Source organism: [Actinomadura] parvosata subsp. kistnae, from assembly GCF_900323885.1.
In the GTDB taxonomy this organism is placed as follows: Bacteria; Actinomycetota; Actinomycetes; order Streptosporangiales; family Streptosporangiaceae; genus Nonomuraea; species Nonomuraea composti.
Genome location: NZ_OOHJ01000021.1, coordinates 1 through 25,347 on the forward strand (window position 1 = coordinate 1; position 25,347 = coordinate 25,347).

A 25,347-nucleotide genomic window follows, 5' to 3' on the forward strand; every position below is an offset into this window, starting at 1 on the left:
ACGCCGAACGCGCGGGAGAGATTGGAGACCTTGCCGTCCCTGCGTTCCAGGACCGTGACGGCCACGCCCGACTCCGCCAGGTCCCCCGCGAGCAGCAGCCCGGTGGGGCCCGCTCCTACGACGATCACCTCGGCCATGTCGCCTTCCCTTCACGTCAACGTCTGTTGGCACCACTCAATCACCCCGTTCGAGGAGTGTCAACACGTGTTGGCCAACAGTTGTTGACCTTACTGAGACGCTGTGCACAACCCGACCAGCGAAGGGACCAGCCGCTCCAGCAACTCCTGGTCGCGGGGGTTGGCGGGCGCGTACTCGGTGATGCCCAGTCCCGCGATCGGGTGCCGGGCGGCCAGCTCGGCGACGGCCTCGGTCAGCGCCTGTGCCGACAGGCCGTCCGGCTCGGGGTAGCCGACCGAGGTGATGCCGTCCAGGACGTCGAGGTCCACGTGCACGTAGACGACGGCGTCCGGGCCGATGGCGTCCAGGCCGCCGATGCCCGCGCGGCGGATGTGCTCGGACTCGGCGGGATCCAGCGAGCGCGTGCCGGCCAGCGCGATCCGGGACGGGTGCAGCGCGGGGGAGCGGACGAGGTCGGCCGGGCCCTCGCCCTGCAGCGTGCGCAGGATCATGCCGTGGAAGGCGCCCGACGGGGAGGTGGCGGGGGTGTTCATGTCGCCGTGGGCGTCGAACCAGGCGACGTGCAGCCGGTCGCCGTGCCGGCGCAGCGCGGCCGTGATCGGCTCCAGCTCGACGCCGCAGTCGCCGCCGACCGTGACGACGAAGCCGTCCTGGGGGAGTGCCTGGCGGACGCGGTCGGCGGTCTCGGCGAGGGTGGCGCCGGTCTCGACCCGGACGTGCGCGTCCGCGGGGATCATGGCGGCCAGCCGGGCGGCGCCTTCGACGAGCCGGGGCGCCGTGGGCGAGGCCGACCCCTGCCACTGGGGCACTTCGACGACGGTGAGCATGGTGGTTCTCCTCCTGGTCGTGGTGGATCGACAGTGTCGCCCGAGGTCTTCTGCAACGTCCACTTAGCGTTCCTGCACGGATCTATAAGATGTGCTTGATGCTGGATCCGGTCAGGTTGCGCCTGCTGTGCGAGTTCGCCGAGCACGGCACGATGACGGCCGTCGCCGAGGTGCTGGGCCTGACCTCGTCCGCCGTGTCGCAGCACCTCGCCGTCCTGGAGCGGGAGGCCGGGGTGCCGCTGTTCGAGCGGGCGGGGCGGCGGGTCCGGCTGACCGCCGAGGGGTGGCGGCTCGTGGGGCACGCGCGGGTCGTCCTCGACGCGCTGGACGCCGCCGAGGAGGATCTGCGCTCGGCCGCCACCCCGCGCGGGCCGGTCAGGGTGGCCTGCTTCGCCACGGCGGCCGTCGCGCGCCTGCTGCCCGCGATCGCCACCGCCAGGGGCCGCCATCCGGACCTGCGGGTGATCGTGCACGAGCTGGAGCCGCGCGAGGCCGTCGAGGCGCTGCGGGCCGGCCGGTGCGACCTGGCGGTGGCGTTCACCTACAGCCTGATCCCGGAGGAGGCGCCGCCCGGGGTGACCCGCCGGTTCCTGGGCGTGGAGCCCATGCTGATGGCCCTGCCCGCCGGCCACCAGGCCGCGGGCGGCGGGGTGGACCTGCGCGTGCTGCGCGAGGAGCCCTGGATCGCCGGCTCGGAGGGCACCAGCGACCACGAGATGCTCGACCGGGCCTGCGCGCTGGCGGGCTTCCGGCCGAACGTGGTGCACACGGCCGACGACTACGCGCTCGTGCTGCGGATGGTGCGGGAGGGTCTGGGGGTGGCCCTGGTGCCCGAGCTGGTCGCCACGGTGGTGGGGGTGCCGGCGGGGGTCGTGCTGCGCTCGATCTCCACGATCGAGATCACCCGCACCACGTACGCGTGCCTGCGCACGGCGACCCCGGCCGTGAGCGCGTTGCTGGACCTGCTCCTCGGATGATCGCCTACGCTCTTGGCATGGACGGCGAGCCCCGTATCGATCGGACGAGACCGCATTCGGCCCGGGTCTGGAACTACCTGCTCGGCGGCACCGACAACTTCCCCGTGGACCGCCAGGCCGGCGACGAGCTGCTGCGCACGTTCCCGGATTTCGCGCAGGTGGCGCGGTTGCAGCGGGACTTCCTGCGCCGGGTGGTCGGCCACCTGGTCACGGAGGCAGGGATCAGGCAGTTCCTCGATCTGGGGTCGGGCCTGCCGACGGCCGACAACACGCACGAGGTGGCGCAGCGGCTGGCGCCGGAGTCGCGGGTGGTCTACGTGGACAACGATCCGCTGGTGCTGGTGCACGCGCGGTCGTTGTTGTCGGGGTCGGCGGCGGGGGCGACCGACTATCTGCAGGCCGACGTGCGGGATCCGGAAGGGGTGCTCGCGGGGGCGGCCCGGACGCTGGACTTCTCGCGGCCCATCGGGTTGGTCATGTTGAGCATCGCGGGTCAGGTGCCGGACCACGGGGTGGCGGCAGGGCTGGTGCGGCGGTTCGTGGCGGCCTTGCCGGCGGGTAGCGCGCTGGCGCTGTCGGACGGGGTGTCGGTGAATCCGGCGCTGGTGGAGGCGGTGGATGCCTACAACCGGCGGGCCGCGTTCCCGTACACGTTGCGCACGCCTGAGCAGGTGGCGGGGTTCTTCGAGGGGTTGGAGCTGGTGCCGCCGGGCGTGGTGCCGACACCGTCGTGGCGGGCGCAGCCGCCGTCGGGTGTGGTGAGCGCGGTGTGCGGGGTGGGGCTGAAGGCTCAGTAGAGCCAGCGGTACGCGCGGATGATGGCGGCGGGGTCCAGGTCGGCGGCGCGGTCGGCGTCGGAGGTGCGGACGGCCCGGAAGGCGTCGATGAGGTCGTCGCCGAGCGCGGCGCGGATGCGGGGGTTGTCGTGGAGCGCGCGTAGCTGCTGCTGGACGGTGGTGGGCAGGCGGTGGATGCCGTGGTCGGCGCGTTGCTGGTCGGTCCAGGTGGCGGGGTCCTCCTGGATCGGGCCGGGCGGTGCGAGGCGGTCTTCGATGCCGGCCAGTCCCGCGGCGATGACGGCGGTGAGCGCCAGGTAGGGGTTGGCGGCGGCGTCGGAGGGTTTGAGCTCGATGTTGGCGTGGTCGGGGCCGAGGAGCGGGGTCGAGGGGATGAGGCGGAGTGCGGCTTCGCGGTTCTCGATGCCCCAGCAGGTGTAGGCGCCGGACCAGTAGCCGGGGCGCAGGCGCTGGAGTGAGGAGAGGCTGGGGGCGGTGATGGCGGTGATGGCGGGCAGGTCGCGGAGGAGGCCGGCGAGGTAGGCGGCGCCTTGGGGGGTGAGGCCGGCGGGGCCGTCGCCGCCGGACAGGAGGTTGGTGCCGTTGTGGCTGGGTGAGGTGTGCAGGTGCCAGCCGTTGCCGACGTGGCCGGGGGTCACGAGGGGCGCGAAGCTGGCGCGCAGGCCGTGGTGGTGGGCGGCGGCGTGGATGGTCTGCCGGGTGAGGAGCTGGTGGTCGGCGGCGGTGAGGGGGTCGGTGGGGGCGATGTTGAGCTCGTACTGGCCGGGGCCGTACTCGCCGTGGAGCTGGCCGATGGGGACGCCGTTGCGGTTGAGGTCGCGCAGGAGCTGTTCGGCGAAGGCGTCGACGGCGAGCATCTTGACAGGGCCGTAGGAGGGGCCGTCGTAGACGGGGCGGGGGTCGTCGCGGGGGTCGTCGGCGGCGCTGAGGTGGAATTCGATCTCGTAGCCGGCGCGCAGGGTGATGCCGAGGTCGGCGGCCCGGGCGAGCTGGCGTTCGAGTGCGGTGCGCTGGTCGTAGGGCCAGGGGGTGCCGTCGGGGGCGATCTGCCGGCCGGGGCCCAGGCGAAGGCGGGTTGTCCGGCGAGCTGGACGATGCGGTCGGTGATGGGCAGCAGGCGGATGTCGCCTGAGGGGGTGGCCAGCGGGGGGTGGTCGAAGGTGATGGTGTCGTGGGAGTCGAAGACGGCGAAGAGGGGGGTGATGCCGACGCCGCGCCGGGTGGCGGCGGTGAACTGGTCGATGGGGACGGTGCGGGAGCGCGGGATGCCGTTGTTGTCGGCCCAGGCGATGATGACGCCGACGACGCCGTTGGCGGCGAGGTCGAGGTCGAGGGTGTCGGCTTGGGTGGTGTGGTCGAGCATGGGTGTCCCCCTTCGGTGGTCGGCCCGCGTGGCACCTTAGCGGGGGTGGAGCGGGGGTGCGGGGTGCCACGCTGGGGGCGTTCGGCCTGGTAGGGGGTTTGCCCGGGGTTGTGGGGATGGGTCAGCGGGGCGGGCCGGCGGCGATGGTGGCGCGGGCGTCGGGGACGCCGCCGCGCCACCAGCCCATGGCTTCGATCCACCAGGTCAGGCCGGCGGCGGTGTAGGCGTCCAGGTGGCCGTCGGTGGCGCGCCCTTCGAGGGCGATGTCGTAGCCGTCGAGGGTGCCGCGTTGCTCGGCGAGGTAGTCGACGACCCGGGCGAACTCGGATGGGGGGACGGGGCGGTCGCGTCCGTACTCGTGGAAGGTGGGCATGGCGCCGTCCCAGCGGGCGGCGCGGCGGAAGCCGGCGCGGGTGGGCCAGCGGCCGGGGCACCAGATGGGGATGCGGGGCTGCTGGACGGGGGTGGGGTGCAGGCGTTGCCAGAGCCGGGTGAGCTGGTCGAGGCCGTGGTCGAGCTTGGCGGCGCGGGCCTTGAGATCGGGGTCCTCGCCGAAGTCGGTGTATTCGGCGTCGAGGGAGCCGAGGCCGGCGCCGAAGGTGAGGCGTCCCTGGGAGAGCCGGTCGAGGGTGGCGCTCTCCTTGGCGACGGTCTGGACGCGGCGGCGGGGGAGCGCGGTCATGAGGATGCCGAGGCGGATGCGGTGGGTGCGGGCGGCGATGGCGGACAGGGTGACGGTGGGGTTGGCGACGGGCCAGGCGGGGTCGTGGTAGAGGAGGTGGTCCCACAGGTAGACGCCGTCCCAGCCGTGTTCTTCGGCCGTGACGGCGAGCTCGGTGAGGAGGGCGGGGTCGGCGAATTCGCCGACGTTGGGCAGGCCGATCGCGTAGCGCACCATGGGTTCAGGTTATGCGGCTGGTGATCATTGTTGGTGGAACGGGCGTACTTCGATCTTCCGGTCGCAGACCTTGGACGCTTCGGCGGCGAGCTTGAGCGCCGTGTCGAGGTCGGGGGCCTCCCACACCCAGATGCCGGCGAGGTACTCCTTGGACTCGATGAAGGGGCCGTCGGTGAGGACGGGTTGCTCGCCGCGGTTGTCGACGACGGTGGCGGTGCCGGTGTCGGCGAGGCCGCCGGCGAAGACCCAGTGGCCGTCGGCGATGAGCTGCTCGTTGAAGGCGCTGATGGCGGGCTGGCGGTCGGTGCTGCCGGGGTTGTCCTTGTCGTCGATGACGGAAACCAGGTATCGCATCTGGGAATGATCTCCTGTGCTCTCGGGTGGCTCAGCTACTTTGTCAGACTTGTGCGGTCGGGTGCGGACGGATGGTGACGTTCCCCTTCGTGTCTTGGCGGCCGATGATCGCGCCCCTATGTTGGTGATCGTTTCGCCGGCCCTCCGAACCCGCGGGGTGATCATGGGATCCACGCGTACGAACCTGACCATTGTGGCGAGCGTCCTCCTCCTGGCCGGGCAGGCGGTGGGCGCGGGCCCGGCCGCGGCGGACGGCTGCCCGGCGGCCACCGGCCAGTGGGAGGTCACCGATCTGGGCGTGACCGGGAGCGCGCTCGACATCAACGACCTGGGGCAGATCGCCGGCTCCAGCGTGAGCGCGTCCGGCGAGCAGCGGGCGACCGTCTGGGACGGCGCGCAGGTGCTCGATCTGGGCGGTCTCGGCGGCGGGCACGCCTACGCCGGCGCTCTCGACGAGCACGGCAACGTCGTCGGCAGCAGCTACACGGCGGAGGAGAAGGGCCACGCCTTCCACTGGCGGGCCGGGACGATGACCGACCTCGGCGTCTTCGGCAGCGTCCCCACCCGGGCCCGCGACGTCAGCGCCGGCGTCATCGTGGGCGAGTACCGGCACGTGCTACCCAACCGCACGGCCCGCTACCAGGCGTTCCGCATCGAGAACGGGGTCAGGACCGACCTCGCCGCCGTCTCCGGCAGCAACGCGGCGGCCGTCAACCCGGCCGGGCAGATCGCCGGCACCCAGGGCCTCCTGGAGCCGCCGGGCCCGGCGAGCGGGCGGACCCACCGGGCCTTCCTGTGGGACGACGGCGTCATCACCGAGCTCGGCACGCTCGGCGGCCAGTGGAGCCAGGCCGAGGCGATCAACGGCGACGGCGACATCGTCGGCCAGTCGGCGCTCGGTGCGGACGGCGTGCTCGCGGGCGGCTTCATCTGGAGCGCCGGGGCCGGCATGCGGCGCCTGCCCGACGGCGGGGGCGTGGCGGCGCCCAAGGCGGTCAACGACGACGACGTGATCGCCGGCACGCTCACGTGCGCGGCGACCGGCACCGCCGCCCACGCCGCCGTCTGGACCGGGCCTGACGCGGCGCCGGCCCTGCTGCCGGACCCGGCGACCGGCACCGCCACGATGGCCAACGCCGTCAACGCGCGGGGCGAGATCACCGGCTGGGCGGAGGCTCCCGACGGGTCGCGGCGCGCCCTGGTGTGGCGGCCCGCCACAAATCCAGAATGAGTTGCCTTTTCTGCTGGACAATTCGCGCGCATTATGGCTCGCGATCGAGAGAAAGGGAGACATCTGTCTCATTGCGCGCGACGGAATTTCCTGCCCTCGCCTACGGGTCAGCCTTCTGACCTGGTTTTATTCGCTATTTCGGTGCGGCGAAGCCGGTGATTCGCGCGAGACGGGATTCCGCCGGAAACCCTTACAGTCGCCTTCATGGAAGACACTTTTCAATCGGCAGAAGAGCTCGCTGCCGCAATGCGTGCCGGTGACGTGAGCTCGGTGGAGCTGACCGACGCGGCGATCGCCCGGATCGAGCGGGACGACAAGGCGGTCAACGCGATCTGCGTGCCGGACTTCGACCGGGCGCGGGCCGCCGCCCGTGACGCCGACCGGGCTCGGGCCAGGGGCGAGGACCGGCCGCTGCTCGGCATCCCGGTGACGGTCAAGGAGTCGTACGACGTCGCCGGGCTGCCCACGACCTGGGGCATGCCGGCGTACCGCGACCACGTGCCGGCCGAGGACGCGGTGCAGGTGGCGCGGCTCAAGGCCGCGGGCGCGGTGGTGCTCGGCAAGACCAACGTGCCCCTGGGGTTGCAGGACATCCAGACCTTCAACGACATCTACGGCACCACCGGCAACCCGTGGGATCCCGATCGCACGTCGGGCGGGTCGTCCGGCGGGTCGGCGGCGGCGCTGGCGTGCGGGTTCGGCGCGTTGTCCATCGGCTCCGACCTCGCCGGTTCGCTGCGTACCCCCGCGCATTTCTGCGGCGTCTACGCGCACAAGCCGACGCTCGGGCTGGCGGCGACGCGCGGCATGGCCGCGCCGCCGGCGCCGCCGTTGCCGGTCGAGCCCGACCTGGCCGTGGTCGGCCCGATGGCGCGCACCGCCCGTGACCTCACGCTCCTGCTGGACGTCATGGCCGGGCCGGATCCGCTGACGCTCGGCAAGGCGTACGAGGTGCGGCTGCCGCCCGCGCGCCACGAGCGGCTCGGCGACTTCCGGGTGCTGGTCCTGGACGAGCATCCGCTCATCGCGACCGGCGCGGCCGTGCGGGCGGGCGTGAACCGGGTGGCCGGCGCGCTCGCCGAGGCCGGCGCCCGCGTCGAACGGCACAGCGCGCTGCTGCCCGATCTGGCCGAGGCGGCGACCCTCTACATGCAGCTGCTGATCTCGGGCGCCGTCGCGCGTTTCCCCGTCGATGCGCACGAGCAACTGCGGGCCCGCGTCGCCGGGCTGGACGCGGACGACCGGAGTCTCGACGCCGTGCGGCTGCGCGCCATGCTGTTCAGCCACCGCGACTGGATGGAGGCCAACCAGCGGCGCGAGGTGCACCGCCACGGCTGGCGGCGGCTGTTCGCCGAGTTCGACGCCGTGGTGTGCCCGATCACGCCGACGCCCGCGTTCCCGCACGACCACCACCCCAACCCGATGGAGCGGCGCATCGACGTCGACGGCGTCACGTTCGCGTACTTCGACCAGCTCGTGTGGGCCGGTCTGGCCACCATGCCCGGCCTGCCCGCCACCGCCATTCCGGCGGGCCGTTCCCCGGAGGGGCTGCCGGTGGGGGTGCAGCTCATCGGCCCGATGTTCGAGGACCGCACGCCGCTGCGGCTGGCCGAGCTGCTGGAGCAGCGCATCGGCGGCTTCCGGGCACCGCACCAGGGTTGCTGAGTGTGCGAGATCGGGGTGTAAGAAAGTCGTCCCGCGGACCACATGCTCTGCGAACGCATGCCCCGATCGAAGGACATCAGCTTGCCGAACCCCCATGAGCGCTTCACCGCGCTCTACACCACCTACCAGGCGAGGGTGTACGGCTATGCGGCGAGCCGCGCCGGACACCAGCTCGCGGAGGAAGTGGTCAGCGAGACCTTCCTGGTGGCCTGGCGGCGCCTGGACGACATTCCCGCCGACGCCCAGCTGCCCTGGCTGCTGCGCGTCGCCCGCAACATCCTGCGCGACAACTACCGGCAGGCCGCCCGGCGCGAGTCCCTGGAAGCCGAGTTGCGGACGTGGACCGAACAGGCCATCGCGGACGCGGGTGAGCACGCCGTCGAGCGCGTCGCCGTCCTGCGCGCCCTGGCCGGCCTGTCCGACGCCGACAAGGAGGTCCTGACCCTGACCACCTGGCACGGCCTGTCCGCCGCGGAGGCGGCCGAGGTCGTCGGCTGCAGCAAGGCGGCCTTCTTCGTACGCCTGCATCGGGCGCGGCGCAGGCTGCAGTCGGCGATCGACGTCACCAGGACCAGCGCCTCCCCCAAGCCCGTGACCGTTCCAGGAGGGGAACTCCGATGAGCCGCAAGCCCGACGCGATGGACCTGCTCGCCATGGCCCGCCCGGCCGCACTGGATCGCGGATCGCGCCTGTCCGCCGACGACCTGCTGGCGATGGCGCAAGCGGAGCCGCCACGCGAATCATCACGCCTGCGACGGGCCCGGCCGCGCCGGTGGGCCTTGTGGGCGCCGCTGGCCACGGCGGCGATCGTGGCCCTGGTCTTCGTCCTGGTGACGCGCCTGGCGTCGCCCCCTGCCGTGCTCGACCCGCCGAGGGCCAACCAGGAGCTGTTCGACCTGGCCGACAGGATCGACCGGTTGCCCGCGACGGGCGGCGCGTACTGGCGGGAGGTGCGGATCGACGGCACCCCCCTGGCCGGCGGCGGTTATACGCTCACGGTGTCCGGCCGCAGCGAGACGTGGGTGCCGCGCGACCCCGCCGATCCGGTGCTGCGGCTGGCGTGGCGGCGCGAGGCCGCCCGCCCCGCCACGGCCGCGGACGAACGCGCCTGGCGGGCGGCGGGAGCTCCCGACCGGGTGAAGGGCCACTGCGAGAACAAGGGGCCGTGCCCGTCGGTCCCGGTCGCCGACGAGCCGCAGGACTGCAGGTACACCATGGGCGTCGATCCCACGGGAACCTACCCCGACGCGACGGTCAGCACGTTCACCATGGCAGATCTGGCGGCGATCCCCACCGATCCGGACAAGCTGATCGAGCGGCTGCGCGCGTACCACGCGATCTGGAACGCGCGCGGCTTCACGCAACCTTTCGAGACGTTCCTGCCGACCACCGCCAACCTCCTGGGCATGCCGCTCAGCCCGGCGCAGCGCGCCGCGCTGATTCGCGTCCTGGCCGCCCTGCCGACCACCAGGGTCGTGGGCACGGTGACCGATCCGCTGGGCAGGAGGGGCATCTCGGTGGATCTCGGCGGGGAGGGCGGCTCTCTGGTGTACTCCGGCAAGCCGCGCAAGGAGCTGCCGGTCTCCTATCGGCTGATCCTCGACCCGACGACGGGGGCGACGCTCGCGCACGTCTCGTACGCGGCCCGCACCGCGCTGGGGGCGACCAAGGGCCAGGTGATGGGCTACCAGGCCCGCGGCCCGGAGTCGGGCTGGACCGGGAAGCCGGCTTCACCGCCGAAGGGCTGCAAGCGGACAGGTTCCGTCCAGTAGGGGACATAGGCTGGTCGGCATGTCTGCGCCGACCGGCCGTGTGCTCACCCTGCTGGAGCTGCTGCAGTCGGGTGGCATCCGGACGATGGCGGAGCTGGCCGACCGGCTCGGGGTCGAGGGGCGGACGGTGCGGCGGTACGTCGGGCAGCTGATCGACCTCGGCATCCCGGTGGAGTCGGTGCGGGGGCGTTATGGCGGCTATCGCCTGGCGCGCGGTTACCGGTTGCCCCCGCTGATGCTCGACGACGACGAGGCGCTGGCCGTGCTGCTCGGGCTGATGGCGCGGCGGCCGGTGGCGGACACCGCGAGCGAGACGGCGGCGGCGAAGATCCGGCGGGTGCTTCCGGGGCGGCTGGCCTCCCGGCTGGAGGCGTTGCTGGACTCCGTCGCCTTCACCGAGCGGCCGGGCGGGCCGGACGTTCCTGATGGCGGGGTGCTGCTCGCGGTCGCGGACGCGGTGCGTCACCGCCGGCCGGTCGCGATCCGGTACACCGATCGGAGCGGGCGGCGCAGCGAGCGGACGTTGCACCCGTACGGGATCGTCAGCCATGCGGGCCGCTGGTATGTCACGGGTGAGGATCCGGGCGTCGGGGAGAGCCGGACGTTCCGGCTCGACCGGGTCGAGGACGCGCGGGCGCTGTCGGGCTCGTTCGAGGCGCCGGCGGGGGTGGATCCGGCGCGGCGGGTGGTGGAGGGGTTCGCGGCGGCGGCCTACCGGTATGAGGTGAGCCTGCGCGTTCAGGGGACGGTCGAGCAGGTCCGGGCCCGGCTGCCCGCCGGCATCGCCACCGTGGCGGAGATTCCCGGGGGTGGCGAGGCGGCGGGTGGGGAGGCGGCGGGTGGCGAGGCGGCGGGTGAGGGGTGGCTGCGGGTGGAGTTGCGGGCCGAGCGGCTGGACTGGCTGCCCGGAGTGCTGGCGGCGCTGGATCGGCCGTTCGTCATCGAGCGGCCGGGCGAGCTGCGTGACCTCGTCCTCGCCTTCGCCGGCCGGCTGGCCGCCCGCGCCCGCGGGTCAGCGGGGGACGAAGCCGCGGTAGGTGACGCGCCGCCGCCACAGGACCGGCCACTGGCGGTCGCGGATGCCGTGCAGCACGAGGGCGACCATCGTGCCGGTGAGGAAGCCTCCCACGATGAGGCTCATGGCGAGCATGAATGCGATGGCCATCAGAAATTCCCTCCGTCAGAAGTTCAAACTTAAACCTGACGGGGTGAACAGCCGCCCCGCCCGCCCTATTCCGGGCGGGCTCAGGCCGAGAGGGCGAGGTCGCGGCGGCGTAGGAACGCCGGCCCCGCCGCCGCCAGGGCGAGGGCCAGCGCGGGCGCGGCGGCCGTCCCGTTCAGCGGCAGTGCGGGGACGTGCACGAACGGGGACAGCTCCGGCACGATCCCGTCCGCCGGCCGGACCTCCGCGAGCAGGTCCACGGCCGGGAACAGGCCGAGCACCGTCCAGCTCAGCGCCGCCGCAGCTCGGCCCGGCCAGCGGCCTCCTCGCCGGGTGCGATGGTCAGGTCGAGGCCGTCCGGGGCGCGGGTGCGGCCGGACGTCTTGGCCGGGCCGGCGGCGTGGACGGCGGCGGTCATCGTTGCCGCTCGAACTTCTCCAGGCCGGTGCGGGCCTGCTCGAACAGCTCCCGGCCGAGGAACTCGGGCCTGATCAGGTCGAGCTGGGCCTTGCCGACGCGTACGGCGCCGTCGGGGCCGTACAGGTCGGTGCCGAGGGCGCGGGAGACGTGCTCGTGCAGCACGGTCAGGCCGAGCTTCATCGCGGTCAGGACGGTGGCGCGGGCCCGGTGGTCGCTCTCTTCGCGGGGGTCGTCGCCCGCCAGGTGCTGCTCGGTGATGGCGACGAGGTCGTCGAACATGCCGGCGGCGGCGGGGGAGCCCTCCACGAGGGCGCGGCCGAGGTACTTCATCAGGGGCGGCGCGGTGCGGTGCACGGTGCCGACGAACTCGGGGTTCTCCAGCCGTCGGTGACGCCGGCGCCGACCTGGGCCCGGATGTAGGTCAGGACGTACTCGTCGCAGGCCAGCCGCAGCGCTTCCTTGGTGCCGAAGTGGTGCTGGACCAGGCCGGGGGAGACCTTGGCCGCCTCGGCGATGCCGCGGATGGTGGTGGCTTTGACGCCCTGCTCGGCGAACAGGGTCATGGCCGCGTCGCGGATGCGGGCGCGGGTGGTGAGGTCCTCTTCGGAGATTGGTCGCACGTTCAAAATTCTAGACGTTTGTATTGACAACGATGCGATCGTTCAATCAGAGAGGTGTCAGGGCTCCAGGCCGAGGGCCACCCAGGCGTGGCCCGGCGCCAGGCCCGCCAGCTCGCGCCCGCACTCGGCCAGCACCGCCGGGCCCGACGTGATGTGCGCCATGCCCGCGTGCACGTCCCGGAACAGCCGCTGGATCGGCCCCTCGCGCAGCGCCGTCGTGCCGCCGCTGGCCTGGACGAAGCGGGCGGTCTCGGCGACGGTCGAGGTGATGTGGTTGAGCGCGAGCCGTACCAGGGTGTCCTGGCGCACGTCGAGGTGGCCGCCGGAGTCCAGGACGCGTTCGGCGTCGTCCCAGGTCTGGTGCACCAGCGCGGCGGCGGCGCGGAAGGCCGCCTCGGCGCGGGCGAAACCGGTGTGGAAGGCGTCGCTGCCGGCGAGCTGACCGGGCCGGCCCGCCCGCGCGCCCACGTGGCCGATCAGCTTGTCCAGCAGGCGGCGGCCCACGCCGAGCGCCCACCCGCTGTGGCATAGCAGCGCCTGGTCGAGCAGTCCGAGCCGGTAGAGCGCGCCGCCGCGCATCGGCTCGAACTGGGCGAACGGATGCGTGTAGGACTCGGGCACGAAGGCGCCGTCGATCGCGTAGTCGATGCTGCCGGTGGCACGCAGGCCGAGGACGTCCCAGTTGCCGAGCATCGTGATGTCCTCGACCGGGGTGACGAACATGCGGGGCTCGCCGGTGTCCTCCACGATGGCCAGGCTGTGGGTGTACTGGGCGTGCAGCATGCCCGAGCCGAAGCTCCAGCGGCCGGTCAGGCGGTAGCCGCCGCGCTCGCGGACCGCGCTGCCGGGGCGCGTGCCCTGCCCGGCGAACAGCGGCATCCGGGGGCCCTTGAAGATGCGTTCGACGGCCTCGTCGCCGAGGTAGGCGCCGGCCGCGCCGTTCTCCAGCGTGGTGATCATCGCGACCCAGCCGGTGGAGGCGTCGGCGTAGGAGAGCGTCTCGATCACGGCGAGCAGTTCCTTCGGCGACAGCTCGCCGCCGCCGAGCGGCGCCGGCACCCACATGCCGCAGATGCCCGCCTCGTGCAGGGCATCCACGACGTGGGCGGTGAGCCTGCCCTGCGCCTCGGCCTGCCCGGCCTCGCCCTCGATGAGCGGACGCAGGTCGCGGGCCCGCTGCGCCAGGGCCGGGCCGGCGCGGTGGAGCGGGCGGGTCTCGGTCATGGCGGGGCCCCCTTCCCTGATCGCCGGTGACTGTACTCCGGCGGCCGGGCCGGCGCCATAGGCGGCCGGCGCGGGGTGCGTTCAGGCGGCCGGCAGGCGGACGCCGACGAGCTTGACCAGGAACCGGTCGATCTGCTCCTCCAGCGGCGGCAACGGCAGCGCCGGCTCGTTCACCCGCAAGGACACCGCGCCGTGCACGGCCGCGCGCAGGTCGAGCGCCACCGCGGCGGCGTCACCGGCCGGCGCGCGCCCCTCGTCCATGCAGCGCCGCACGGCGGCGGTCGTCCGCTCGGCCAGCTCCTGCTTGAACGCCAGGTGCATGCGCCGGTTGAGGCCGCTCTCGTGCAGCACCTTGTACAGGCCGGCGTGCTCGCGCACCCACGAGCCCAGGAACAGCAGCCGGGCCCGCAGCCCGGCCACCGCGTCGCCGCCGGCCGCCTCGGCCGCCTCCAGGTCGCGCAGCAGGTCGCGGGTGCACTGCTCCAGGGCGGCGTAGACGAGGGCGTCACGGTCGGCGAAATGGAGGTAGACGGAGGTGGCCGCGATGCCGACCTCGCGGGCGACGGCGCGCAGCGACAGCGCCTCGTCGTCGCGCAGCTCGTCCAGCATCCGCAAGGTGGCCTCGATGATGTCGCCGCGCAGCCGCTCCCCCTGGCCGCGCCGGTTGCGGCCCCGCGCGGGCGGGGAAGAGGAGGTCGCGTGCATGATCGGTATTGTACGCAACGGCCGTTTCCCTACGGGCGTAGCGTCACAGGACGCGGCGCACGCCCGGCAGCCGCCGGACCGGGCCCGCCAGCGCGAAGCAGGCCGGCAGCGCCACCACGGCCACCAGCGCGGCCTTCGCCGGCGTCGGCCACGCCAGGCCGCTCAGCGCGTACCCGAGGGCCGTCACCACGAACGCGTGGATCACGTACACGGTGAACGCGTGCGCCGACAGGTAGCGGCGCAGCGGGCCCTGCCGGTCCATGCGGCGGTGCAGGAACGTCAGCAGCGCGAGCACGACGCCGACGGCGAACGAGGAGTCCCACAGCGCGTACCACAGGGAGCTGAGGGTGCCGCCGCCCAGCCACGCCTCCAGGCCGCCGGACAGCGCCAGCGGCAGGAACACCACGGTCGACCCGGCCGCCAGGGCGAGACCCGCCCAGCCCGTCCGGCCGCTCATGCTCCGCAGCCAGCCGCGCCGGTAGGCGACGGTGCCCAGGACGAAGAACGAGACGTACTGGGGGAGGTAGGAGATGGTGGGGAAGTCGATGATCGGCACCCCCGTGCCCACGGGGAGCACCACGCGCAGCGCGTACGTGACCAGGGCCAGCCCCACCACGAACGCGGCCACCGCGCCAGGAGTGAGCGGCCGGGTGGAGGGCGGGCGCCGCTCGGTGAGGCGCCGGACGGTGGCGTAGCACACGTCCAGGACGAGCAGCGCCAGCACGAACCACAGCGGCCCCGACCCGATGGTGGCCAGGTAGAACTCTAGCGGGGAGCCGCCCGGGAAGGCGGGGACCAGCAGGAGCGGGTTGAGCACGAAGGAGAAGACCGCCAGCGGGATCCCCAGGCGGACCAGCCGCTCCCGCAGGAACGGGCCGAAGCCCTTGCGGTCGTAGGAGCCGGGCGTGAAGTAGCCCGACAGCAGGAAGAACGCGCCCATGAACCAGGACTGGTTCAGCATCAGGAACGCCGACAGGGCGTACCCGGCCGCCGTGCTGGTGGGCGGCTCGTTGTAGTACCACAGCGGCAGGCCGCTGTAGCCGACGGCCACGTGGTGCAGGACCACGAGCGAGGTCAGCAGGATCCGCAGGTTGTCGATGAACCACAGGCGGGGCGGTGCCGCGCCGCCGCCGCCCGTGAGCGTGGGCGGTGCGGGGTGGGGGCCGGTCGTCATGGACGTGCTCCAGTCGAGTCGTCGGGGTGTGCTGCCGACGCTAGGGAGCGCGCGGGGGCGGCGGTATGCGGCTGGGTGCACAGCGGGGGTGGAGCCAGGCACACTCCCGCGTTCCGGCTATCGCCCCCGCCTGATCAGGATCTCCGCCACGATCAGGTTGATCACCCAGCCGAGCACCTGCCCGACCGGGATCATGGACGGGGCCAGCGTCCCGAGCGAGCCGGCGGGCACGCCGAAGGGCAGCTGCGACACCAGCAGCAGCGGCACCACGATCCGGGAGGTGACGGCCAGGAACGTCAGCGCGTAGTTGCGCATCATCCACTCCCGGTGCCGCACGAAGTCGCGGCGGGCGGCGGCCCGGTAGGCCAGCCAGCCCGTGACCAGCCACAGGACGGCCGGCACGGTCAGGCCGACCTGCGTCACCAGGCGGCCCGACAGCAGCGCCACCGGCACCGCCGCCAGCGCCGACGGCAGCACCCCGGCCAGCAGGTAGCAGCGCCCGATCACGCGGTGGACCCGGCGGCGCGCCCGCACGGCGGGCACGAACTGCAGCGGGCCGAGCACCAGCGCCACCAGCGCGGTGAAGACGTGCGTGGCGAGCAGCGCGAAATAGGGGCCGCCCGGCACGGCCAGCCGGCTCGCGCCGGGATCGAGGCTCGTGTACGGGGTGACGAGCACGGCGCCGAAGACCAGTGCGGTGGCGAGCATCACCCATACCGTGCGCGTCCTCCGGTGCCCCATCGCCGTCCTTCCGCGTCGTGCCGATCCCGATGACTGATCAGCATGCGGGCAGGACGGCCGCGAGGCGTCAGCCCAGGGTCGGCATCCGCGCTACGACCACGGGTGTAGGACGGTCAGGCGGGGCGGGCGATCGCGAGTGGTCTGACGGGGGCGCCGGTCGCGCCGACCAGCGGCAGCGGGTTGACCACGAGCAGCACCTCGCGGTGCCCCGCCGCCGACAGCGGCCACAGGCGCATCGTCTCCACCAGGTTGACGCCCGCCTCGACGAGCAGGATCCGGTGCACCGGCAGGGTGGCGTGACCGTGACCGGGCGGGATGTGCTCGAAGGCGATGGTCTCGGCGCCCACCAGGCGGGGCCGCCGCTCGGCCAGCCACCGCCCGGCCGCCTCACCGGGACCGGGCGCTCCGTGCGCCTGGCCGGTGAACAGGGCGGGATCGTCCCAGTGCCGCGACCAGCCGGTGCCGATCAGCAGCGCCTCACCGGGCTCCGGGTCGAGGCCCCGCGCCGCCTCCTCCAGGTCACCCGGGGTGATCTCGTAGCCGGGCGGCAGGACGGCGGTGCCGTGCACGGCGGCCACGTCGAGCAGCACGGCGCGGCCCACGTACGGCTCGAACGCCTCGACGCCCAGCTCCGCGAACCCGTCCCGGCCCTGCACCGCCGCCGCCTGCCGCCCGCCGTGCAGCCGCCCGTCCTGCGAGACGTGCGCCAGCGCGTCCACGTGCGTGCCGACGTGGCCGCCGGTGACGATGACCTCGCTCGCCGCCGACCCGCCGTCGGCGCGCACCACGTCGCCGTGCCGCCGCTCCAGCACCATCCGGAACGGCGCGTGATTGGGCGACTGCGGCATACCGGTGCGCATCGGCTGGGCCAGGTCGAACACCTCGGCCCCGGCCAGCGCCTCCCACGGGGCTCGCACGAGGAGAAGTCCTTACGAACGGGGGTGTTCCGCTGCGGGAAAAGCTGATCCAGACTGTACGGCAGGAGCCGACCGGCGAGAAGGGGCGCACCACCTCCGTCGCCGCGCCCCCTGTCGGAGCCGTGTACGGCCGCGCTGCTGGAGACCACCCGTACCCCGCCGGCCCGGAAGGGGCGCCATGATGCGATACGACCTGCTGGTCAAGGGCGGGACCCTGGTCCTGCCGTACCACGGCGAGGTGCGCGCCGACGTGGCCGTGGCCGGTGGCCGGATCGTCGCGATGGGGGAGGACCTGGACGTGGCCGGCCTCGGCGATGGCGGCGAGATGATCGACGCCGCCGGGAAGGTCGTCTTACCGGGCGCGGTGGACGCCCACTTCCACCTGGGGATCTACCGCGACCTCGCGCTCGACGCGTACGAGGAGACCCGCTCCTCCCTGGTCGGCGGCGCCACGACCGTCCTGTCCTACTTCCGCACCGGCCAGCACTACCTCGGCAGGACCGGCCCGTACGAGACGATCTTCCCCGAGGTGCTGGACGCGGTCGCCGGCCGCTCGTGGACCGACTACGGCTTCCACCTGGCCCCGATGACCGCCGCGCAGATCGAGGAGATCCCCGCCCTGGTGGCCGGGCACGGCGTCACCTCGTTCAAGTACTACATGTTCTACAAGGGCTTCGACCTGGCGGCTAACAGCCGCGACGCGCGGGCGTTCACCATGGGCGACGAGTACGACCTCGGGCATCTCTACCTGATCATGGAGAAGCTGGCCGCGACGCAGGCCGCCCACCCCGGCCGCCGGCTGTCGCTGAGCCTGCACTGCGAGCAGTCGGAGCTGATGCGCGTGTTCATCGACCGGGTCCGCGCCGGCGGCGGCCCCCAGAACCTGCGCGCCTACAGCCAGGCCCGGCCGCCCCTGACCGAGCGGCTCGCCATCGCCGAGGCGGCCGTGCTGGCCGAGCACACCGGCGTCGAGATCAACCTGCTGCACCTGTCCAGCGCGGAGGCGTTGCAGGCCGCGGCCCGCACCTCCGCCAGGCGCGAGACCACCCTGCACCACCTGTGCCTCGACCACGACGACCTCGACGCGCGCGCTCGGCCCGGCGGAGGGCTGGGTGGAAAGGTGAACCCGCCGATCCGCACCCGCGAGCACAACGAGGCGTTATGGGCGGGCGTGGCCGACGGGCGCATCGACTGGGTGGCCTCCGACCACGCCTGCTGCCTGGAGGAGCACAAGGGGGACGACCTGTGGCCGGCGCGGCCCGGCTTCGGCGGGACGGCGCTGCTGTACCCCGTGCTGTTCTCCGAGGGGCACCTGCGGCGCGGCCTGCCGCTGACCAGGATCGCCGAGGTCGCCTCCGCGAACCCGGCCCGCGCGTTCGGCCTGTGGGGCCGCAAGGGCGCGCTGGCCATCGGCTGCGACGCCGACCTCACCGTCCTGGACCCGGAGCTGACCAGGACCGTCACCGCGGACCTGCTGCTGTCGGGACAGGACCACTGCCCGTTCGAGGGCCTGCGCGTGACCGGCTGGCCCGTCGCCACCGTGGTCGGCGGGCGGGTGGCGTTCCGCGACGGCAAGACGTCCGGCGAGCCGTCGGGCTCCTACCTGCATCGCTGACGAAGCACCTGCTTCACCCCGATTGCCCCGTTCGTCCACTTCGGTGGCGGGTGGGGGGCTAAAGTCGATCTTTCAGCGGTAGCAGGACGATCGGGGGCGAAAGATCTCAATGGGGACGCACACCTGGTCCGGGACGCCCGCACCGCACCCGGTCGCGACCAAACCGGGTGGACCTCTGGACCAGCCGCCGTCCCTTCCCGGGGAGCTGTTCGTGGGGCGGGCGGCAGAGCTCGGCGTCCTGAACGACGCCCTGTCCGGCGCCCGGCAGGGGGCGGGGACAGTATCGCCGTCGGCCTTGATCTGGGGGCCGGGTGGCGTCGGCAAGACGTGGCTGGCCCTGCACTGGGCCCACCGCAACGCCGGATCCTTCCCGGACGGGCTGCTCCACCTCGACCTGCGTGGGCACGACCCCGTCACCCCGCCCGTGACGGCCGAGGAGGCGGTGCGCGACCTCCTGCTCGCCCTCGGCGCCGACCCCCGTACCGTCCCGTCGGCACCCGAGGCCCAGGCCGCGCTCTACCGCGACATGATGGCCGGCCGCCGCCTGCTCGTCCTGATCGACGACGCCCCCTCGGCCCGCCACGTGCGGCGCTCCTGCCCGGCACCCCGCCAGCGCGGTCCTGATCACCAGCCGCCGCGAGCTGGACGTCCCGGCCGCCGCGCGGGTCCCGCTGGGCGGGCTGACCGAGCAGGAGGCGTCGCGGCTGCTCGTGCGCGCCATCGGCACCACCCGGCCGCACGCCGTACGCGACCTCGTGCGCCGCTGCGCCGGCCTGCCCCTGGCACTCGGCCTGGCGGCCGCCCGCATCGCCACCCACCCCCACCTGCCTCAGGAAACGCCCCCCACCGAACCACCCGCCGACCCTCCGGGCGAGCCGCTCGCCGGTCAGGACGCCGCCTTGCGGGCCGCCTTCGAGGCGTCCTGGCTGGTGCTCGGTGAGGACGCCAGGCGGCTGCTGCTGGCGCTGGCCCCCGCTCCCGTGCCGGACGTCGGCCTCGCCGCCGTGGCGTCGCTGGCCGCGCTGCCCGCCGCGCGCACTGGCACGCTGCTGCGCCTGCTGGAGGCCGCCCACCTGGTGATCCAGCACCGGCCGGGACGCTACCGCATGCACGACCTGGTACGCCTGCACACGCTCCGGCACGCCGATCCCGCCTCCACGACCGCCGCCCTCCGACGGCTCGTCGACCACTACATGTACACCGCCCACCACGGCGCCATCACCCTGGCCCGCAGGCCCGCCCGATCACCATGAGCCGGCCGGCGCCCGGCGTCCACCCCGCCCTGCCCGCCACCGAGCAGGACGCGCTGGACTGGTTCGACACCGAACGCGACTGCCTGCTGACCCTCCTGCGCTGGACCGCCGACCAGGACTGGAACGAGGACGCCTGGCGCATCGCCTGGTCCATGGACGAGATGCTCCGGCGCAGAGGGCACGTCCACGACCGGGTCCGCGTCTGGGAGAGCGCCGTGTTCGCCGCCGAACGGCTCGGCGCCGCCGACGTCCAGTGCCTGGCCTACGGCCGCCTCGCGCACGCGCACGACGCGGCGGGCGACCATGCCGCCGCCCTGCCCGCCCGGCGCCGGGCCCTGGCACTGGCCGCACACCTGCACGATCGTGGCGGACAGGCACAGACGCACCGCACCTCCGCCTTCCCTTCGCGGGCGGGAGTGGAGGCTGCGCGCGCCCGCTTGGACGCGTCGCCCGCTCGGCCGGACGCCTGACGCGCCCCCTGGTGGTGGTGCGGCATCAGCATGGTGAGCCGAACCAGGTGTCCAGCGCGACGGCGAGGGACGCCTCGTCGCCCGCCTGCCAGGCGATGACGGCGTCGGGACGCAGCAGCAGCGGCTCGGTGTTCGTCACCGTGACGACCTCGACCCTGCCCGCCGCGTGCCGAGCGAGGTGCCGCGTCGGCGGCGTGAGCAGGAGCAGGCCGCGGCCGGTGCGCAGGTGCTCGTGCAGCCGTGACACCGCACCCTCACCACCATCCCGGCCGTCGTCGTCATTGACGGTCACAAGCTCCAGGTCAGGGCAGTGCCGGCCGGCCGGGGCCGGGGCGGGGTAGGGGAGGTCGTAGCGGAGGTTCACGCCGGACAGCAGCTCGGTGAAGTACCGGTTGGCCGCCGGGAGGTCCAGCACCTCGTCCATGATGTCCCGGAGTGCATCGACGTGCGGGCCGGGAGCCAGCAGCGCGGACTGGGCCCGCGTGTTGCGCAGCACCGCCTCGCCCGCGGGGTGCCGCTCGCGGGTGTAGGTGTCGAGCAGGGACGGCGGGGCGTCGCCCCGCACGACGGCGGCCAGCTTCCAGCCGAGGTTCATCGCGTCCATCAGCCCGAGGTTGAGGCCCTGCCCGCCGCTGGGCGAGTGCACGTGTGCGGCGTCCCCGGCCAGGAACACCGGGCCGAGCCGGTAGGTGGCGGCCTGGCGGGCCTGGTCGCCGAAGCGGCGGTCGTCGTGGATCTCCTCGATCCGGACGTCGGCACCGGTCACGCGGCGGATCGCCGCGGCCAGCTCGCGAGCGGTCACCGGCCCGTCGGGCCCGTGCTCGGCCGTCGCGCGCCGGCCCAGCCCATGCCCCGCCGTCGCCGGCTCGGTGACGCCCGCCATGTCGCCGCCGCGCAGGAACGTGCCCGTGTCGTACCGGCCCGGGGCGGGGACGGGGCCGGCGAACCGCACCCGGCCCGCGATCGTCCGAAGCAACGCCGGCGTCCCGGGGAAGGGGAAGGCGGCGAGCTCGCGCACCGTGCTGTGGCCGCCGTCGCAGCCCACCACGAACCGTGCGCGCAGCCGGCGTTCGCCCCGCGAGGTGGCCACGACGATCGTGACCCCGTCACCGCCGCCGTCGCCGTCGCCCGCGTGCGCGGAGCCTGGGTCGGGTTCGAGCGCGACGACCCGGTGCCCGCGCAGGATGCGGACCCCCAGCTCCTCGGCGTGCGCGGTGAGGATGCGTTCCAGCTCCGGCTGCCAGATCTGGGTGCCGCGCCGCCGTTCGTCCGGGACGAGCTTGTGGAGGTTCGCGAAGTGGCCGAGGGTGGTGCCGTGGTCGCGGGCGAGGTCCCGCGTGCCGCCGGGTCGTGCCCGGTCGAGCTGGGGGCCGAGGCCGCGGCGCCAGAGTGCTTCGGTGGCCAGCGGGCCGATGCCGCGAGCCTTGGTCTGTTCGGCGGGTTCGTCCAGGCGTTCCACCACGAGGGGGTGAACGCCGCCCAGGCGGAGCTCCGCGGCGAGGAGCAGGCCGACGGGTCCGGCGCCCACGATGATCACATCAGCGTCCATATGACGACTCCTTAACTTGTTAAGGGGTACTATGGCTTTAACAAGTTAAGGGCGTCAAGGAGGACATCGATGCCGATCGACGTCGGGGAGGCCGTGCGGACGGCCCTGGCCCTGGTGGAGGCCGACGGTCTCGACAAGCTCACCGTCCGGCGCCTGGCCACGGAGCTCGGCGTCAAGGCGCCCGCGCTGTACTGGCACTTCAGCGGCAAGCGGGCCCTGCTCGACCACATGACCGACGCCATCGTGGCACCGGTGCTCACCCGGCTCCCGACCCCCGACACCTTCTGGCTCACGTGGCTGGAGGAGGCCGGGCTCGCCCTGCACGCCGCCCTGCTCGGCCACCGCGACGGCCCCGCATCGCGCTCGGCGCCGACCTGCGGGTCGCCCGCTCGCTCGGGGAGTTCGCCGAGCGTACGGTCGAGGTGCTGCACCGGGCGGGCTACCCGCTCGGCGACGCCACCCGCGCGGCCGGCGTCCTGGTCCACTTCATCCTCGGACGCGCGGTCGAGGACCAGACGTGGCCCGGCGAACACGACGAAGCCGCCGCGATCGCCACCATCCCGTTCCCGCTGATGGCGCGCGGCCTGCGCGAACGTCACGCCGCCGGCGCCACCGTGACCGACAACTTCCGCTACGCGCTGGGCGTGCTGCTCGCCGGCCTGAACGCGACCCGCCCCACCTGACGCGCGTCAGGACGGGCGGAGGGCGGTCCTGGTCAGGACGTCGTCCGCGGTGCCGCCCGAGCCCAGCTCCCGAACCGCCTCGGCCAGCTCGTCCACCTGGCCGGGCGGCAGCGCCCGGCTCGCGTTGGAGCGGAACTTCGCCTCCAGCTCCGCCGCCGACAGCGGATGCTCGGGCCCGCCGCGCGAGGAGTCCACCCGGTGCTCCAGCGTCGAGCCGTCGCGCAGCCGCACCCGCACCACCGCCGCGAACGCACGGGGAAGATCCGCGAGGCGCGCTCGTCGGCGACGCACCGCACCCGGCCGGCCAGCTCCAGCCGCGCCGGGTCGAGTGCGGCGAAGTCGTCCAGGGCCAGCCCCAGCCCGCCGCCGCCCAGCAGCGCCGCCGCCAGCGTGTACGGGCCGGAGAACTTCGCGTGGTACGGCGAGCGCGGCCGGGCCTTGTCCTGCCACGGCTCGGCGATCGTGCGCAGCACCGGCCCCGCCACCCCCGCCTCGACCTCCACGATCCGCGCCGGGTCCAGCCCGTCCCGCCGCAGCGCCAGTGCGCAGTCGACGAGCGGGTGGGTGAAATGGTTGGCCGGGTACGGCTTGTACACGGTCCGCAGCAGCTCCCACCGCTCGCCCAGCCCCTCCAGCAGCGCGTCGGCGTCGTACCGTCCGCCCAGCCACGCCTGGAAGAACCCGAACCGGCCCTCCAGCACCGTCGGCGGCCCCGTCAGCCCCTCGGCGGCCAGCACCGCCGCCGACACCCCGGCGTGCGCGGCCCACCCGCAGTGCACCGGCTTGACGGTCCCGCCCGTACGGTTGGCCTCCAGCAGCCCGGCGCCCATCGAGGCGGCCACCCCCACCGCGTGCGCCACCCCCTCGGCCCGCAGCCCGAGCAGCAGCCCCGCGGCCACGGCGGCGCCCAGGGTGCCGCAGATGGAGGTGGCGTGCCGGCCCTGCTCGAAGAACAACGAGTTCCGCTCCTGCGGCAGGTAGGACGCCATGCCGAGCCGGGCGCACACCTCGATCCCGGCCGCGATCGCCGCCACCAGCTCCGCGCCGGACGCGCGCACGCTCTGCGCCACGGCCAGCGCCGCCGGCACGACGCAGGCGCTCGGGTGCAGCACCGAAGGAAGGTGCGTGTCGTCGAAGTCGAGCGCGTGCGCCAAAGTGCCGTTGACCAGCGCCGCCGACGGCGCGGGCACCCGGTCGCCGCTCCCGATCACGCTCGCCTCCCCGGCCCCGCCCCACCGCCGCACGCCCCGCAACACCACCGCCGCGGCCTCAGCGGTGTCGCTGGTCGCGTCGGAGTAGGCGGCCAGGCAGTTGCCGAGGACGTCCAGCACCCGGCCCGGCACGTCCTGGCGCACCGCCTCCGGTAGCTGGCCGTCCCCGCGCGCCACCGCGAACTCGGCCAGCCGCCGCACGTACGTCATCCCGTCTCCTCACCTGCCGTCGCCGTCCCCATCGTGCGCGGAGACGGCCGTACCGGGCAGCCGCCCTCCGTGATCCTTCTCGAGGGCCACGGCGGAGGCGGACAGGAGCGTCGCGGCGGACAGGCCGCCCCAGAGGGTGGCCGGGCCGTGGGAGGCGAGGGCGGTGATGACCGCCGGGGAGACGGCCAGGCCGAAGCCGGTGGAGAGCTGGAAGCGGGCCACGGCGCGTCCCAGGAGGCGGGGCGGGGCGAGGGCGGTGACGAGCGCGGTGGCGCTGCCGGCGTAGATGATCTCGCCGAGGGTGCAGATCACCGACACCGCCGTGACGGCCGGGGCGCCCCAGCCGTGCCCCAGTGAGGTGGCCCCGAGGAAGCCGACGTAGGACGCGGCCAGGACCACGCCGGACAGAGCCAGCACCGCCCGCCGGGAGAAGCGCGACATCAATACGGTGACCGGGACCTGGAGGGTGACCACCAACACCGTGTTCGCCACGAAGATGGCCGCCGGCCACACCGGGGAGGCGTGCAACTGGGTCACCAGGACCAGGGGGAGCGCGACTTCGGGGACGTTGAGGCAGAACACGTAGACGACGTTGGCGGCCAGCAGCGCGCGCATCCGCGGTGCGGGCCCACCGGCGCTGTCCGGAGCAGCGGGTGGAAGAGCGGACGGGTCGGCGGGTGGGGCCGACGCTCGGCCGGCAGGTGCGCTGGTGGGCGGAATGGTGGGGACAGGGGGAGTGGCCGGTGGAAGGGCGGTCCGATGTGCGTGCAGGCGGACCGACCAGGCCAGGACCGCCGCAACGAGATAAGCCAGCCCGGTGACAACGGCCAGCACCCGCAGCGCTGTAGGGCCGCCCGTCAGGCAGGCGGTGGCCAGGAGGGCGCCGGCGCCCAGGCCGCCGTTGCGCAGGGCGCGGCCGGCGGCCAGGGCGGCATCGCGTTCGCGGCCATGGGCGACCGTGGCGACGAGGGCGGCATGGGCGGCCGGCCACGCCTGGTTGCCGATGCCGAGGAAGAGCGCCGCCGCCGCGAACAGCCAGACGGGCCCCGCCGAGGCGAGCGAGGTGTGCCCCGCCGAGGTGAGCCGGTCGTGTCCCGCCGGGGCGGCCAGGAGGAGTGCCACGCCCGCCACCCGTACCAGCATCGACGCCGCCACGACCGAGCTGCGCGCCCCCCGATCGAGCCACCGCCCGACCGCCGGCATGCAGGCCAGCCCCAGCACGACCCCGGCCGTCATCGCGATCCCGGTGACCGGCGCGGACAGCCGGAGCACCGTCACCCCGTAGAGCAGCAGGAAGGGCCGCAGCAGGCCGGTGCCGAGCGCGTCCACGGCGAGGGCGACGGCGTAGCGGGGCCGCCGGAGGCGCGGACG

Annotated in this window: 27 protein-coding genes and 3 pseudogenes; 13 read left to right on the forward strand and 17 right to left on the reverse strand. The window is 73.9% G+C overall.

Going from position 1 to position 25,347, the window contains the following annotated elements; genetic code table 11:
* Together KIS93_RS42000 and KIS93_RS42005 are read right to left on the reverse strand one after the other, a co-directional pair.
* Nucleotides 1-137, reverse strand: a 137-nt coding sequence (locus KIS93_RS42000) for an FAD-dependent oxidoreductase (protein WP_186404741.1), incomplete at its 3' end; no start/stop codon positions are given.
* Nucleotides 138-227: 90 nt separating this feature from the next.
* Nucleotides 228-965: an arginase family protein gene (locus KIS93_RS42005; protein WP_080038252.1), complete on the reverse strand. Its 738-nt coding sequence runs from the start codon at nt 963-965 to the stop codon at nt 228-230.
* Nucleotides 966-1,063: 98 nt separating this feature from the next.
* Between KIS93_RS42005 and KIS93_RS42010 the strand changes: the two genes are divergently transcribed.
* Together KIS93_RS42010 and KIS93_RS42015 are read left to right on the forward strand one after the other, a co-directional pair.
* Nucleotides 1,064-1,942 carry a LysR family transcriptional regulator gene (locus KIS93_RS42010; RefSeq protein WP_186404742.1) on the forward strand — a complete coding sequence of 293 codons (879 nt, stop codon included), beginning with the start codon at nt 1,064-1,066 and terminating at the stop codon, nt 1,940-1,942.
* 17 nt (nt 1,943-1,959) lie between these two features.
* Complete coding sequence (locus KIS93_RS42015; protein WP_080046669.1) at nt 1,960-2,739, forward strand: SAM-dependent methyltransferase; 780 nt, start codon at nt 1,960-1,962, stop codon at nt 2,737-2,739.
* Here KIS93_RS42015 and KIS93_RS42020 read toward each other — a convergent pair.
* The 3 genes from KIS93_RS42020 to KIS93_RS42030 are packed head-to-tail and all read right to left on the reverse strand — an operon-like array spanning nt 2,733 to nt 5,354.
* Complete coding sequence (locus tag KIS93_RS42020) at nt 2,733-4,172, reverse strand: type I glutamate--ammonia ligase (RefSeq protein WP_222107835.1); 1,440 nt, start codon at nt 4,170-4,172, stop codon at nt 2,733-2,735. The genes KIS93_RS42015 and KIS93_RS42020 overlap by 7 nt on opposite strands.
* 51 nt (nt 4,173-4,223) lie before the next feature.
* On the reverse strand, nt 4,224-5,000 hold the full coding sequence (locus KIS93_RS67815) for an LLM class flavin-dependent oxidoreductase (protein WP_080038255.1): 777 nt from the start codon (nt 4,998-5,000) through the stop codon (nt 4,224-4,226).
* A 24-nt stretch (nt 5,001-5,024) separates the two neighbouring features.
* A complete protein-coding gene (locus KIS93_RS42030) occupies nt 5,025-5,354 on the reverse strand; it encodes a YciI family protein (protein WP_080038256.1) in 330 nt (109 codons plus the stop codon).
* Nucleotides 5,355-5,517: 163 nt separating this feature from the next.
* On the opposite strand from KIS93_RS42030, the gene KIS93_RS42035 reads away from it, so the two are divergent.
* The 5 genes from KIS93_RS42035 (at nt 5,518) to KIS93_RS42055 (ending at nt 11,220) form a co-directional block, all read left to right on the forward strand.
* Nucleotides 5,518-6,585 (forward strand): hypothetical protein, encoded by a 1,068-nt coding sequence (locus KIS93_RS42035; RefSeq protein ID WP_186404743.1) that lies wholly within the window; start codon nt 5,518-5,520, stop codon nt 6,583-6,585.
* Between the two features lie 204 nt (nt 6,586-6,789).
* Nucleotides 6,790-8,250: an amidase gene (locus KIS93_RS42040; RefSeq protein WP_080038258.1), complete on the forward strand. Its 1,461-nt coding sequence runs from the start codon at nt 6,790-6,792 to the stop codon at nt 8,248-8,250.
* An 81-nt stretch (nt 8,251-8,331) separates the two neighbouring features.
* Nucleotides 8,332-8,871 carry an RNA polymerase sigma factor gene (locus tag KIS93_RS42045; protein WP_080046670.1) on the forward strand — a complete coding sequence of 180 codons (540 nt, stop codon included), beginning with the start codon at nt 8,332-8,334 and terminating at the stop codon, nt 8,869-8,871.
* Nucleotides 8,868-10,022 carry a CU044_5270 family protein gene (locus KIS93_RS42050; RefSeq protein ID WP_080038259.1) on the forward strand — a complete coding sequence of 385 codons (1,155 nt, stop codon included), beginning with the start codon at nt 8,868-8,870 and terminating at the stop codon, nt 10,020-10,022. Before KIS93_RS42045 ends, KIS93_RS42050 begins: the two co-directional genes overlap by 4 nt.
* A gap of 19 nt (nt 10,023-10,041) precedes the next feature.
* Nucleotides 10,042-11,220 carry a helix-turn-helix transcriptional regulator gene (locus tag KIS93_RS42055; RefSeq protein WP_080038260.1) on the forward strand — a complete coding sequence of 393 codons (1,179 nt, stop codon included), beginning with the start codon at nt 10,042-10,044 and terminating at the stop codon, nt 11,218-11,220.
* Between the two features lie 47 nt (nt 11,221-11,267).
* Here KIS93_RS42055 and KIS93_RS42060 read toward each other — a convergent pair whose 3' ends face one another.
* The 9 genes from KIS93_RS42060 to KIS93_RS42095 all read right to left on the reverse strand — a co-directional run bounded on the left by KIS93_RS42060 (nt 11,268) and on the right by KIS93_RS42095 (nt 16,985).
* Nucleotides 11,268-11,465 (reverse strand): hypothetical protein, encoded by a 198-nt coding sequence (locus KIS93_RS42060; RefSeq protein ID WP_080038261.1) that lies wholly within the window; start codon nt 11,463-11,465, stop codon nt 11,268-11,270.
* A gap of 8 nt (nt 11,466-11,473) precedes the next feature.
* Nucleotides 11,474-11,602 (reverse strand): hypothetical protein, encoded by a 129-nt coding sequence (locus KIS93_RS67820; protein ID WP_268966949.1) that lies wholly within the window; start codon nt 11,600-11,602, stop codon nt 11,474-11,476.
* Entirely contained in the window at nt 11,599-11,958 is a 360-nt protein-coding gene (locus KIS93_RS42065; protein ID WP_080038262.1) for a hypothetical protein, read from the reverse strand. The genes KIS93_RS67820 and KIS93_RS42065 overlap by 4 nt, the downstream gene beginning before the upstream one ends.
* Nucleotides 11,934-12,224, reverse strand: coding sequence for a TetR/AcrR family transcriptional regulator (locus KIS93_RS42070; RefSeq protein ID WP_155126942.1), 291 nt, complete (start codon nt 12,222-12,224; stop codon nt 11,934-11,936). Before KIS93_RS42070 ends, KIS93_RS42065 begins: the two co-directional genes overlap by 25 nt.
* 57 nt (nt 12,225-12,281) lie before the next feature.
* On the reverse strand, nt 12,282-13,448 hold the full coding sequence (locus KIS93_RS42075; RefSeq protein WP_080038264.1) for an acyl-CoA dehydrogenase family protein: 1,167 nt from the start codon (nt 13,446-13,448) through the stop codon (nt 12,282-12,284).
* Between the two features lie 81 nt (nt 13,449-13,529).
* Nucleotides 13,530-14,153 carry a TetR/AcrR family transcriptional regulator gene (locus KIS93_RS42080; protein WP_080038265.1) on the reverse strand — a complete coding sequence of 208 codons (624 nt, stop codon included), beginning with the start codon at nt 14,151-14,153 and terminating at the stop codon, nt 13,530-13,532.
* A 43-nt stretch (nt 14,154-14,196) separates the two neighbouring features.
* Nucleotides 14,197-15,327, reverse strand: coding sequence for an acyltransferase family protein (locus tag KIS93_RS42085; protein WP_080038266.1), 1,131 nt, complete (start codon nt 15,325-15,327; stop codon nt 14,197-14,199).
* A gap of 117 nt (nt 15,328-15,444) precedes the next feature.
* Nucleotides 15,445-16,035: a DUF2306 domain-containing protein gene (locus KIS93_RS42090; protein WP_230466118.1), complete on the reverse strand. Its 591-nt coding sequence runs from the start codon at nt 16,033-16,035 to the stop codon at nt 15,445-15,447.
* Nucleotides 16,036-16,181: 146 nt separating this feature from the next.
* Nucleotides 16,182-16,985, reverse strand: coding sequence for a cyclase family protein (locus KIS93_RS42095; protein WP_222107836.1), 804 nt, complete (start codon nt 16,983-16,985; stop codon nt 16,182-16,184).
* A gap of 178 nt (nt 16,986-17,163) precedes the next feature.
* Between KIS93_RS42095 and KIS93_RS42100 the strand changes: the two genes are divergently transcribed.
* From KIS93_RS42100 to KIS93_RS42110, 4 genes and pseudogenes are all read left to right on the forward strand, one after another.
* A complete protein-coding gene (locus KIS93_RS42100; RefSeq protein WP_080038268.1) occupies nt 17,164-18,600 on the forward strand; it encodes a dihydroorotase in 1,437 nt (478 codons plus the stop codon).
* Between the two features lie 109 nt (nt 18,601-18,709).
* Nucleotides 18,710-19,090, forward strand: a pseudogene (locus KIS93_RS69235) (AAA family ATPase); the annotation flags it as partial.
* Nucleotides 19,091-19,310: 220 nt separating this feature from the next.
* Nucleotides 19,311-19,853: a hypothetical protein gene (locus KIS93_RS42105; RefSeq protein ID WP_186404744.1), complete on the forward strand. Its 543-nt coding sequence runs from the start codon at nt 19,311-19,313 to the stop codon at nt 19,851-19,853.
* On the forward strand, nt 19,850-20,323 hold the full coding sequence (locus KIS93_RS42110; RefSeq protein ID WP_186404745.1) for a hypothetical protein: 474 nt from the start codon (nt 19,850-19,852) through the stop codon (nt 20,321-20,323). Before KIS93_RS42105 ends, KIS93_RS42110 begins: the two co-directional genes overlap by 4 nt.
* Before the next feature lie 25 nt (nt 20,324-20,348).
* Here the strand turns inward: KIS93_RS42110 and KIS93_RS42115 are convergent, their stop codons facing one another.
* Nucleotides 20,349-21,872 (reverse strand): FAD-dependent monooxygenase, encoded by a 1,524-nt coding sequence (locus KIS93_RS42115; protein ID WP_080038270.1) that lies wholly within the window; start codon nt 21,870-21,872, stop codon nt 20,349-20,351.
* A gap of 69 nt (nt 21,873-21,941) precedes the next feature.
* On the opposite strand from KIS93_RS42115, the pseudogene KIS93_RS66170 reads away from it, so the two are divergent.
* A pseudogene (locus KIS93_RS66170) lies at nt 21,942-22,088 on the forward strand (TetR family transcriptional regulator); the annotation flags it as partial.
* Between the two features lie 77 nt (nt 22,089-22,165).
* Nucleotides 22,166-22,555, forward strand: coding sequence for a TetR/AcrR family transcriptional regulator C-terminal domain-containing protein (locus tag KIS93_RS63785; protein WP_222107837.1), 390 nt, complete (start codon nt 22,166-22,168; stop codon nt 22,553-22,555).
* A 6-nt stretch (nt 22,556-22,561) separates the two neighbouring features.
* On the opposite strand, the pseudogene KIS93_RS42125 reads toward KIS93_RS63785, so the two are convergent.
* Nucleotides 22,562-23,976, reverse strand: a pseudogene (locus KIS93_RS42125) (MmgE/PrpD family protein).
* A gap of 9 nt (nt 23,977-23,985) precedes the next feature.
* Nucleotides 23,986-25,305, reverse strand: a complete 1,320-nt coding sequence (locus KIS93_RS42130) for an MFS transporter (RefSeq protein WP_222107838.1) — start codon at nt 25,303-25,305, stop codon at nt 23,986-23,988.
* Between the last annotated feature and the right edge of the window lie 42 nt (nt 25,306-25,347).

Bases quoted from the DNA above. Each gene is read 5' to 3' on its own strand.
- KIS93_RS42005 (WP_080038252.1), bottom strand. From the start codon at position 965: ATGCTCACCGTCGTCGAAGTGCCCCAGTGGCAGGGGTCGGCCTCGCCC.
- KIS93_RS42010 (WP_186404742.1), top strand. From the start codon at position 1,064: ATGCTGGATCCGGTCAGGTTGCGCCTGCTGTGCGAGTTCGCCGAGCAC.
- KIS93_RS42015 (WP_080046669.1), top strand. From the start codon at position 1,960: ATGGACGGCGAGCCCCGTATCGATCGGACGAGACCGCATTCGGCCCGG.
- KIS93_RS67815 (WP_080038255.1), bottom strand. From the start codon at position 5,000: ATGGTGCGCTACGCGATCGGCCTGCCCAACGTCGGCGAATTCGCCGAC.
- KIS93_RS42030 (WP_080038256.1), bottom strand. From the start codon at position 5,354: ATGCGATACCTGGTTTCCGTCATCGACGACAAGGACAACCCCGGCAGC.
- KIS93_RS42035 (WP_186404743.1), top strand. From the start codon at position 5,518: ATGGGATCCACGCGTACGAACCTGACCATTGTGGCGAGCGTCCTCCTC.
- KIS93_RS42040 (WP_080038258.1), top strand. From the start codon at position 6,790: ATGGAAGACACTTTTCAATCGGCAGAAGAGCTCGCTGCCGCAATGCGT.
- KIS93_RS42050 (WP_080038259.1), top strand. From the start codon at position 8,868: ATGAGCCGCAAGCCCGACGCGATGGACCTGCTCGCCATGGCCCGCCCG.
- KIS93_RS42055 (WP_080038260.1), top strand. From the start codon at position 10,042: ATGTCTGCGCCGACCGGCCGTGTGCTCACCCTGCTGGAGCTGCTGCAG.
- KIS93_RS67820 (WP_268966949.1), bottom strand. From the start codon at position 11,602: ATGACCGCCGCCGTCCACGCCGCCGGCCCGGCCAAGACGTCCGGCCGC.
- KIS93_RS42075 (WP_080038264.1), bottom strand. From the start codon at position 13,448: ATGACCGAGACCCGCCCGCTCCACCGCGCCGGCCCGGCCCTGGCGCAG.
- KIS93_RS42080 (WP_080038265.1), bottom strand. From the start codon at position 14,153: ATGCACGCGACCTCCTCTTCCCCGCCCGCGCGGGGCCGCAACCGGCGC.
- KIS93_RS42085 (WP_080038266.1), bottom strand. From the start codon at position 15,327: ATGACGACCGGCCCCCACCCCGCACCGCCCACGCTCACGGGCGGCGGC.
- KIS93_RS42090 (WP_230466118.1), bottom strand. From the start codon at position 16,035: ATGCTCGCCACCGCACTGGTCTTCGGCGCCGTGCTCGTCACCCCGTAC.
- KIS93_RS42100 (WP_080038268.1), top strand. From the start codon at position 17,164: ATGATGCGATACGACCTGCTGGTCAAGGGCGGGACCCTGGTCCTGCCG.
- KIS93_RS42110 (WP_186404745.1), top strand. From the start codon at position 19,850: ATGAGCCGGCCGGCGCCCGGCGTCCACCCCGCCCTGCCCGCCACCGAG.
- KIS93_RS42115 (WP_080038270.1), bottom strand. From the start codon at position 21,872: ATGGACGCTGATGTGATCATCGTGGGCGCCGGACCCGTCGGCCTGCTC.